The following is a 9,613-nucleotide window of genomic DNA, read 5'->3' as shown; positions in this document are numbered from 1 at the left end:
ATTTAAAGAATCCATAATATCTGAGTAATTTCCATTTAAGAAACTTATTACATCATCAATTCTTTTACGATACTCTTCCATAGAAATGTAGCCCTGACATGGGGCATCGCACTGTCCGATATGATAATTAAGACAAGGTCTTTCCTTGCCAATATCTGCTGGCAACTTTCTATTACAGGTTCTAACCTTATAAAGCTTAGTCAAAAGTTCGATAGTATCTTTAACTGCTGCCGATGAAGTATATGGGCCAAAATATTTTCCTGTACCATGCTTCATAGTTCTAGAAAAAAGAACCCTTGGGAAGGCCTCATTTACAGTAATTTTAATAAAAGGATAGGTCTTATCATCCTTAAGCATTGTATTGTATTTAGGTCTATGTTCCTTAATAAGATTATTCTCTAAAACAAGAGCTTCAAGCTCTGAATCTGTAATTATGTACTCAAAGTAAGCCACACGAGACACCATCTGAATAATCTTTGGAGAGTGATTTCTGTGACTTTGAAAATATTGTCGCACCCTGTTCTTTAAAATCTTGGCCTTGCCAACATATATAATATTGTCGAATTTATCATGCATTATATATACTCCAGGCTTAGCTGGAAGTTTCTTTAATTCTTCTTCTAAATCAAACATATTTTTTTCCTATCAATAAACTTACTTGCTAAAATAGCACCATTTTCATTCTTATTTTTATTATATCCTTGTAATTTTTAATCATCAATTGGATACAATTATTTTTTATCTTTATTTCACAACTATATAAATTGTGAAATAATTCTATACATCTTGATACCTATAAAAAAGGATATGCCTTAGAGAATGGAATTAAGTCCATTCCCTATTGCATATCCTTTTTACTATGTCTTATTTATAAACTCGCTTTAGTAGTAGATTTTCCTATAAATAGCTCTTAAGAGTTTCAACCTTATCAAGATGCTCCCAAGGTAAATCTACATCTGTTCTACCAAAATGACCATAAGCTGCTGTCTGCTTATAAATTGGTCTTCTAAGGTCTAACATCTTTATAATACCATTTGGTCTTAAATCGAAGTTTTCTCTTACGATTTCAACTAACTTATCTTCTGAGAGCTTACCTGTTCCAAATGTATCTACTCTAACTGATGTTGGAGTTGCAACACCAATTGCGTATGATAACTGGATTTCACATCTGTCTGCAAGACCTGCAGCAACGATGTTCTTAGCAACATATCTTGCTGCATAAGCTGCTGAACGGTCAACCTTTGTACAATCCTTACCTGAGAAAGCACCACCACCGTGTCTTGCTGCTCCACCGTAAGTATCTACAATAATCTTACGTCCTGTAAGGCCTGAGTCACCGTTTGGTCCGCCAATTACAAAACGTCCTGTTGGGTTGATGTAAATCTTAGTGTTCTCATCAATCATCTTAGGATCAACGATTGCATCAATTACATACTTCTTAATATCAGCATGAATCTGATCCTGAGTTACATCTGCAGCATGCTGGCTTGAAACTACGATAGCATCAAGTCTTACTGGCTTGTCGTTCTCATCATATTCTACTGTAACCTGAGTCTTACCATCTGGTCTTAAATAGCTAAGTGTGCCATCCTTACGAACCTTAGTTAACTGTAAAGAAAGCTTCTGAGCTAAGTTTGCTGAGTATGGCATGAATTCAGGTGTTTCATTAGTTGCATAACCAAACATCATACCCTGGTCACCAGCACCTGTCTCTAAATCGTCCTTGCCATCTCTTGTTTCAATAGCATTATCAACACCCATAGCAATATCTGCTGACTGCTTATCAAGTGCAACCATAACTGCACATGTATTACCATCAAAGCCCTTATCAGATGAATCGTATCCGATATCTGTTACTGTCTTTCTAACGATTGAAGGAATATCAACATTAGCCTTAGTTGTTACTTCTCCCATAACCATAACAAAACCTGTGTTAGTAAGTGTCTCACAAGCTACTCTTGAGTATGGATCCTGCTCAAATAATGCATCTAAAACTGCATCTGAAACCTGATCACAGATTTTATCTGGATGACCTTCTGTTACTGATTCTGAAGTGAATAATCTTTTTTCCATTGTCTTGGATTCTCCTTTCGATCTTGAACAATTGTTATCATCTCGTGAATATTTTTTATATCTAAAAATAGCGAACTGCAAAAAAATAAGTCCCTTAAGGGACTCTAAATAAATTCAGACTCCTCTTATTGTTCGAAATTCTCTCGCTCAGGTTGGCACCTTCCTCTAATCAATGTTAAAGGGGTTGCTGGGTTTCATCGGTCCTATGTACCTCCACCACTCTAAATAAGGGATATAATCAATATTCAATTAACGCACAAATCGATAGTTCTCTATCGTAATAGCATGATAATATATGTAATCTTATTCGTCAAGACTAAATTTATGTTAATATTTTTAAATCCTAGTAACATTTTTAAAACCCCAGAGCAGCATACACCACTCTGGGTAAAAATGAAGAAGGAAGTTATAAAGCTAATTAATTAAGGCCACGATTTCTAGATTTGGCTCTCTAGATAAATCTATCAACCTTTTCCCCACTAAGACTGTCGGCCTTGAGAGGTCATTTTCATTAACCAAAATTACCTTTCCGGCACTGCCATCTGACAGTCTCACATCTGTATGTATATAGGAAGTAACTATGTTTCTTAAAAATGTAATAGCTACCGTTGGGTCATATTTGCTAAAGGAATCTTTATACATAATATCTACAACAGTGAAAGGACAGATAGCCTTTCTATAAACTCTATTAGCTGTCATAGCATCATATACATCTGCCACGGTTATAATCTTTGCCTCCATAGAAATCATGTCATCCTTTAGTCCAAAGGGATAGCCGCTGCCATCACATCTTTCATGATGTAAAAGGCAGGCTTCCTTAATTCTTTGGTCGATATTCTGATCCTTTAAGGCCTCGTAACCTAAATTGACGTGTCTTTTCATAATGGTATATTCATTATCCGTCAATCTACTAGGCTTAGTTAATATCTCAATTGGAATATTTAATTTACCCACATCATGAACAATTCCTGCAAGGGCTAATAAACGAATCTTTTCTTCATTATAATTTAGCCACCTGCCAATAGTTGATGCTAAAAGGGCAACGCTTACACTGTGGACATAAGTAAGGTCATCGTACTGCCTGATACTATGAATCATATCCAGTAGCTGCAAATTATTAGGAGTGGTCTTAAGGAGTTTTAACGGACCCTCTAATAATTTGGCTGTATCGATGGACTTGTTGAAATTGATTACATTTTCAAGCTCTTCCTTAACCTCCGAAACTGAATGTATAAATTCCGCCTCGAATTTCTGAAAAGCTTCAGACTCTCTTACCTTGTCGTAATATTTAACGGTTTCTCCTGATTCTTGTAAAAATGGTACGTCCTCGTTAGTGGACTCATTGTCAACGTAAACCTTAATCTCAAGTATATGATGATTTGAAATAGTTGAAATAAGGTCCCAATTTAGTACCGAACCCTTCTTTACTAGAAGATGTCCATCAGGTGTAATAACGTCTTTAGCAAGCGTCATTCCTACTTCTGCGTCAAATATAAATATTACGGCCTCTTCCATATTGTGCACTCCATTAATACTAATAAAACTATGGTATAATTATAAACTTTAAATTATCTTATGTCAACTTTTATACTTAATTATTGATAGTTTTAGAATATATCTTTGCATAAAAAAAGAACCTCTCAGCAGCTATTGTATAACGCTCTCCGCGTCCTACGTTCTCCTTAAGGTTCTTTTAAATACTTCTCCCGTTTAGTCCCTATCCTTAAGAACTAAATTTATGTTAAGCCAATGCTGTCCATTTCAGTTGGCATAACCACCTCAACCGCTGGAACATTGTCCACTTCGTTGATTCCATTTGTTGCTCTATCTTGATTTATGTTTCTTTCATTTACGAAAAATACAATGGCAATAAGAGCAGCTATTCCTATAAAAAGGGCTATAACATCCTTTTTTACAGCCTCTAATCTTTCTTCAATTGTAGGTCTTTTCTCATCATCTTCGTAGTAATTATAATCTTCGCTAAGAATCTTAAATAATCCCATTTTTAAAACCTCCAATTCTTCCTTGTATTTTCTTTATCGGAACTAATATAAAAAAATTAACCCCCAAATAAAAATTTTTTAAAAATTTATTTGGAGGTCAATATAAACTACTCTATTAAGTTTAGTTTATGCGATCTTATCTTTCGCATGTAGTGGCTTATCTTTGATTAATTTTGGAATATATCTAATCTCTGAAACTGTATAAACTGTTACAAAAGCCTTAGGATCAACTTCCTCAACATAACGCATAAGCTTTTGATATTCCTGCTTTGTAACAATACAGATAATTTCTTGTCTTGCTACCATATCATAGGCGCCAATTGCCTGATAGATTGTAGCGCCACTGTGTAAGCCATGTAAAATGTAGTTTCTAATAAGTTCTTCTTTTTCAGTAATGATACAAACTCTCTTCTTAATGTTTTGTCCAAAGATGAAATGGTCTAGGACAATACCATTGATGTAAGTTCCAAAAAGTGATAAAATCACTGACTTTGCATCATAGAAAAATATAGTCGAGCAGGCAATTAAAATTCCTGCAAGGGCCATTCCCTGACCAAGCTCTAAATGGAAATATTTATTAAGTACCTTAGCAACAATATCCATTCCTCCTGAACTTGCATTATCATTAAATAATAAAGCGCATCCAAGGCTTACTAGACATACATAAAGTATAACGTCTAGAAATGCATCGTTTGTAAGTGATAGGTTGTTAGGATATACATTTTCAAAAACTCCTAAAAATACTGGAAGCAAAAGAGATGTATAAATTGTCTTAAAGCCAAATTCTGAGCCAAAAAGGGCAAAACCTACTATTAATAAAAGGATGTTCATAATAAAGGTTAATTGCGAAACTGTAAGTGGCAATACATTTGCCAAAACAATAGCTAAGGCCGAAACACTAGAAATTGCTGTGTTAGATGGCTCCATAAAAAAATAAACTGCAAAGGCTATAATAAATGTGGCAAAAGCCATGTAAATTAAGTCTTTAATACACTCTCCTACAGAATTGTAGTTTGGTAAAATCTTAAAACTTTTAAGCTTGTTCATGATAACTCCTCTAGCTTTATTTAATTATTTTTATTTCTGTTATCTCTATTGTCTCTATGATTGCGACTATGCTTATTATCTCTATTATTGTCATTGTGACGATTAGCTCTGTGATTATCATTATTACGGTTATCTCTGTGCTTGTCGTTTCTTCTAGGTCTATTCTTGTTATCGCCGTAGCTTCTTCTAGCAAAGTTTCTTCTATAATTATTACGCTTATTATGGCGCTTAAACTTTGTTCTATCTAATTCAAGGGACCATTCTGTGCTTGCCTCTGGAATTTCCTTGCCCATGAGCTTTTCAATTTCATAAAGCAAATGTAACTCATCCTCACAGCAAAGTGTGTAGGCAATTCCTGATTCGCCGGCACGTCCTGTTCTACCAATTCTATGAACGTAATTGTCGGACTCTTCAGGTAAATCATAGTTAAATACATAATTTAACTTAGGGATATCAAGTCCTCTTGCTGCAACATCTGTAGCCACAAGAATCTGAACCTGACCTGAACGGAATCTATCAAGGGCATCTTTTCTTTGGCCCTGAGTCTTATCTCCGTGAATTGATACTGCAAGTAATCCTGCCTTAACTAAGGCCTTATGAAGTCTATCTGCACCCTTCTTAGTTCTGGTAAATACGATTGCGTTCTTTCTATCTTTACGTGGTAGCGAAAGATTTTCCGGGTTCTTGATTTCATTTTGTAAAAACTGAATAATGATTGTGTCTTTAAGCTCGCCCTTTGTGTAGATTAAGCGCTGGTCAACTGTTTCAGCTGCATCGTTTTGTGCTGCAACCTGAATACGAACTGGGTCTTTAAGCATCTGATTAGCCAAATCTTCCACTGCCTTATCCATTGTTGCTGAAAACATAATCATCTGGCGCCATTCAGGTAAAAGTGAATTAATCTTTCTAACATCTGGCACAAAGCCCATATCAAGCATTCTATCAGCTTCATCTAATACGAAATAATCTACGGATTTAAAATCTAGCACCCCTTCGTTATAAAGGTCAATTAAACGACCTGGTGTAGCAACAATAATATCTGCCCCACGCTTTAACTGTGCTAACTGATTGCCTTTTTTAGCACCTCCATAAAGACATACTGTCTTTAAATCCATGTATCTTCCGTACTTTTTAAAATTTTCAAAAGTCTGGATTGCTAATTCTCTTGTTGGTGTAAGAATAAGCGCTCTAACTCTTGCTCTTTTTCTAAATTCGATAGAATTAAGGATTGGCAAAGCAAATGCAGCTGTTTTTCCTGTACCTGTCTGTGCTAATCCTATAACGTCACTGCCTTCCATAATCACAGGAATTGCCTTCTCCTGAATAGGAGTAGCTTCTTCATAACCTGCTTTTCTAATGGCATTTAAAATATCTTTCTTAATTCCAAATTCTTTAAATTTCAATACTTTCTCTCTTTCTAAAAAAGACTGATCAGCTCATAAATAGTGCGATCAGTCTAGGTCTATTTCACTTTCATTTGCACGTGTCTCTAAGAGCAACCCCTCAATTATACAGTGCTTTCATAAAAATTACAAAACATATATTTAATTAATCTCTAAAGATTTTATAAATTTTCCAAAAGTTGCCCACAGGCTAAGTAAATATCATCCCAGGTTTTTTGAAAGTTTCCTGTATACCAAGGGTCAGCAACGTCTCTTTTTTGGCCTGCATATTCCATCATTAAATGAACTTTACCTTTAGTATCTTCCGGAATTAGTTTCCTTAGATTTCTAATATTATTAGAATCCATTGCAATGAGTAAGTCAAACTTATCATAATCCTCATACTTAACTTGTCTAGCTCTTTTCCCTTCACAAGAAATTCCATGCTTTGCAAGTATATCTCTAGCAGGAGGATAAACTGGATTTCCCACTCCATGCCAAATTTCTTCTGTTGAAGTTGCTGCTGATTCTATGTAAAACTCATCAGCCCTTCCCTGTTTTTCTACCATATCTTTTAAAATAAATTCTGCCATAGGCGAACGGCAGATATTGCCATGGCAGATGAATAACACCTTTATCATACTGATTTTATCTCCTCAAATCTTCTCAAAGCCTTGTAAATCCTGACTTTTCGACCTTTGTGCAATTTTACTTAAAATTTGTTATTCTTCCTACTTCATTGCCTGTATCTTATCATTCATCTTCTTGGCTTCTGCACGATAACATCTCATGAAAAGGAACCAGATAAAAAACGCAACAGCCAGCTGAATCGCCACAATTATAATTCCCTGACCGATGGTTGCAGACCCACCTATCCATCCTACTGCATAGGCAACGATTGTGTAAATCACGCAACCAATTCCCATGTGTATCAACACTCTAATCGGCACGGGCAGGCTTTCCTTCCTATACACGATAGTCGGAACTCCAAATCCAAGACCAACCAGAACACAACCGATGACCATCTTTGTAAATCTGTAATTCTCAAGGCTGAAGTTTCCTTTATACCCTATATCAAATACAATCCCAACCAGGCAAAAAATAGACATTGCCATTCCAATACTGATTACCGTGCTCTTTGCTAAATCTTTTATTGTCTCTTTCATTGCTTTCGCCTCCTATAATCCAAGATATTTTTTGAACTCCGGCAGATATGTTCTTGAGACATAATCCTTACATCCATTCTTCAGCTGAAGCAAAAGCGTTCCGCTGAATCCCGGCTCAATGCTGTCCATGTAAGACAGATTAATCAGTGTGGATTTTGATATCTGAATGAACTGTTTTCCTAATTGCTGGCCAATCTCATAGAGTCGTTTCCTGGAACGATATTTTTGATTTTCACCATAAATAATCGTATCTCCATCCTCCACTCTGACCATGTATATTTCTTTAGGCTGCAGAACGATAAGATTCTCTTCATTCTGCAGAGCAGTTATGGGAGTCTCGCTTGTGCTGAATATGTCAAGCATTCGCTGGATTTCTTCTGTTACCTTATCGGTGTAGATTACTGCATATGACTCCTTATATTCTGCAGAAATATCAACACTTACCTTCATACTTCGGCCTCCCTTATCTTTGATGATGTAATCATACAATATATCGAGTGTTCTGTCCTGACATTTGATGTAAATGGCAAAAAACAGAAGGTGAAATGTTAATTTATCATCGTAAATAAAACCTAAAGTCAATCTTCTTCCCATCTTATAAGTGCCATCCTGTCAGTTTCTGTCCTTAATAAGTACTGCGTTTCATATTGCATTATACTTATAAAAGTAGACACCTTTTATAGATATACCATTTATTTAGCCCATAGAAAAAACTATCCTTCATATTCACTAAACAACATTAATCCCCATGTCCATTGTAGTAAATCGTAAATAAAAGCCATTTTGCGTCTCCAATTTTTAACACAACTGATTATCGCATGTATTTGTAATGATTTTCAACTAATCCGCGTTCAAGAATCATGTTAACCAGAGAATCTAATCACTTATCTTTTTCAGCGACTGCCAGTATGCCCAAATCATGATAGATTACGAGACATCGCATATACAAAATCCCTTATAAAATCAGCATTCCGCTGCAATTCAACGACCTTGTCCACCATGTGATAACAATAATCTTGAACGCGTTATTTTACAATCATCTCACAATACCCCTTCACGGGCATTCCGAACGAAGCTTCATAACCCTGGAGTCCTCATAAATACTGCATTCTGTAAGAAACGGCGGAGTGTCTACAATGTGCAGATAATCCGACGTTTCACTTAAAAATAACATAATGGGATACGCCTAAAGTTGCAAATCATTACCACCGGCTTAGCCGGTGGTTTCCTCTGCGGCTATAAGCCGCTGTTCCCTGCTTGCCTCTAAAGAGGCTATGAATAATTCGCCTTCCGCACTGCGTTTACATGGCTGGCTCTAAAGAGCCTCTTTTATACGCCCTATTTCACCGGCTCACCCGTGAACGGGTCGATATATTCTTTCAGTGTCATTTGGTCATACTCTAAATCTTCTTTTAATTGATTTCGAATATACTCTTCGATTTTCTTTGCATTCTTTCCAACTGTATCAACATAGTAACCTCTACACCAAAAATGCCTATTACCATATTTGTACTTTAAATTTGCATGCCTTTCAAAAATCATCAGCGAACTTTCTCCTTTTAAATACCCCATAATCTCAAACACACTATACTTCGGTGGTATTCTCACAAACATATGTATATGGTCTGGGCATGCTTCAGCTTCTATTATTTCTATACCTTTTCGTTTGCATAATTCACTTAATATATGAGCTACATCTTCACGAATCTGATTATAAATAATTTTTCTTCGATACTTTGGTGCAAATACTATATGGTACTTACATTCCCACCTAGTATGTGCTAGACTATTTTTATCCATTTTTGGATACCTCCTTTGTTATTGTGCGGTTGGCGAACCAGCACTTATTATAACATTGGAGGTTTTTTCTTGAAGCTAAAGCTGTCTAGGAACACACCTGCAGGTGGTTTATTTTTATGCTATTACAAAAAAAGAGCCCGAC

General features: G+C 35.8%; 10 protein-coding genes and 1 riboswitch. All 10 genes read right to left on the bottom strand.

From position 1 onward, the window contains the following. A partial coding sequence (locus tag QVA17_RS11705; protein WP_287389104.1) for a GIY-YIG nuclease family protein occupies positions 1-633 on the bottom strand: 633 nt, incomplete at its 3' end. Between the two features lie 264 nt (positions 634-897). Next, positions 898-2,073, bottom strand: coding sequence for a methionine adenosyltransferase (gene metK / locus QVA17_RS11700; protein ID WP_287389102.1), 1,176 nt, complete (start codon positions 2,071-2,073; stop codon positions 898-900). A 122-nt stretch (positions 2,074-2,195) separates the two neighbouring features. Continuing rightward, a riboswitch (SAM riboswitch) is annotated at positions 2,196-2,305 on the bottom strand. Between the two features lie 182 nt (positions 2,306-2,487). Then, positions 2,488-3,588, bottom strand: coding sequence for an HD-GYP domain-containing protein (locus tag QVA17_RS11695; RefSeq protein ID WP_287389100.1), 1,101 nt, complete (start codon positions 3,586-3,588; stop codon positions 2,488-2,490). Between the two features lie 221 nt (positions 3,589-3,809). Next, the gene (locus QVA17_RS11690; protein WP_287389099.1) at positions 3,810-4,076 is read right to left on the bottom strand and encodes a hypothetical protein; all 267 of its coding nucleotides are present in this window, start codon (positions 4,074-4,076) and stop codon (positions 3,810-3,812) included. Positions 4,077-4,202: 126 nt separating this feature from the next. After that, a complete protein-coding gene (locus tag QVA17_RS11685; RefSeq protein WP_330635210.1) occupies positions 4,203-5,123 on the bottom strand; it encodes a YitT family protein in 921 nt (306 codons plus the stop codon). A 20-nt stretch (positions 5,124-5,143) separates the two neighbouring features. Then, positions 5,144-6,526 (bottom strand): DEAD/DEAH box helicase, encoded by a 1,383-nt coding sequence (locus QVA17_RS11680; RefSeq protein ID WP_287389097.1) that lies wholly within the window; start codon positions 6,524-6,526, stop codon positions 5,144-5,146. A gap of 161 nt (positions 6,527-6,687) precedes the next feature. Continuing rightward, a complete protein-coding gene (locus tag QVA17_RS11675) occupies positions 6,688-7,146 on the bottom strand; it encodes a low molecular weight protein-tyrosine-phosphatase (protein ID WP_287389095.1) in 459 nt (152 codons plus the stop codon). Positions 7,147-7,236: 90 nt separating this feature from the next. Next, the gene (locus QVA17_RS11670; protein WP_287389094.1) at positions 7,237-7,671 is read right to left on the bottom strand and encodes a DUF3021 domain-containing protein; all 435 of its coding nucleotides are present in this window, start codon (positions 7,669-7,671) and stop codon (positions 7,237-7,239) included. A 12-nt stretch (positions 7,672-7,683) separates the two neighbouring features. Beyond that, positions 7,684-8,121 carry a LytTR family DNA-binding domain-containing protein gene (locus QVA17_RS11665; protein WP_287389092.1) on the bottom strand — a complete coding sequence of 146 codons (438 nt, stop codon included), beginning with the start codon at positions 8,119-8,121 and terminating at the stop codon, positions 7,684-7,686. A gap of 888 nt (positions 8,122-9,009) precedes the next feature. Continuing rightward, positions 9,010-9,471, bottom strand: a complete 462-nt coding sequence (gene tnpA / locus QVA17_RS11660) for an IS200/IS605 family transposase (protein ID WP_287389090.1) — start codon at positions 9,469-9,471, stop codon at positions 9,010-9,012. Between the last annotated feature and the right edge of the window lie 142 nt (positions 9,472-9,613).

The sequence above is a fragment of the Lachnospira sp. genome (assembly GCF_016290755.1).
In the GTDB taxonomy this organism is placed as follows: Bacteria; Bacillota; Clostridia; order Lachnospirales; family Lachnospiraceae; genus Lachnospira; species Lachnospira multipara.
Note: the sequence above shows the minus strand (reverse complement) of the source record. Positions and strands in the feature narration are given on the sequence as shown.

Excerpts from the sequence above, each read along its gene's own strand:
- metK (WP_287389102.1), bottom strand. The coding sequence starts at position 2,073 with ATGGAAAAAAGATTATTCACTTCAGAATCAGTAACAGAAGGTCATCCA.
- QVA17_RS11695 (WP_287389100.1), bottom strand. The coding sequence starts at position 3,588 with ATGGAAGAGGCCGTAATATTTATATTTGACGCAGAAGTAGGAATGACG.
- QVA17_RS11690 (WP_287389099.1), bottom strand. The coding sequence starts at position 4,076 with ATGGGATTATTTAAGATTCTTAGCGAAGATTATAATTACTACGAAGAT.
- QVA17_RS11685 (WP_330635210.1), bottom strand. The coding sequence starts at position 5,123 with ATGAACAAGCTTAAAAGTTTTAAGATTTTACCAAACTACAATTCTGTA.
- QVA17_RS11675 (WP_287389095.1), bottom strand. The coding sequence starts at position 7,146 with ATGATAAAGGTGTTATTCATCTGCCATGGCAATATCTGCCGTTCGCCT.
- QVA17_RS11670 (WP_287389094.1), bottom strand. The coding sequence starts at position 7,671 with ATGAAAGAGACAATAAAAGATTTAGCAAAGAGCACGGTAATCAGTATT.
- QVA17_RS11665 (WP_287389092.1), bottom strand. The coding sequence starts at position 8,121 with ATGAAGGTAAGTGTTGATATTTCTGCAGAATATAAGGAGTCATATGCA.
- tnpA (WP_287389090.1), bottom strand. The coding sequence starts at position 9,471 with ATGGATAAAAATAGTCTAGCACATACTAGGTGGGAATGTAAGTACCAT.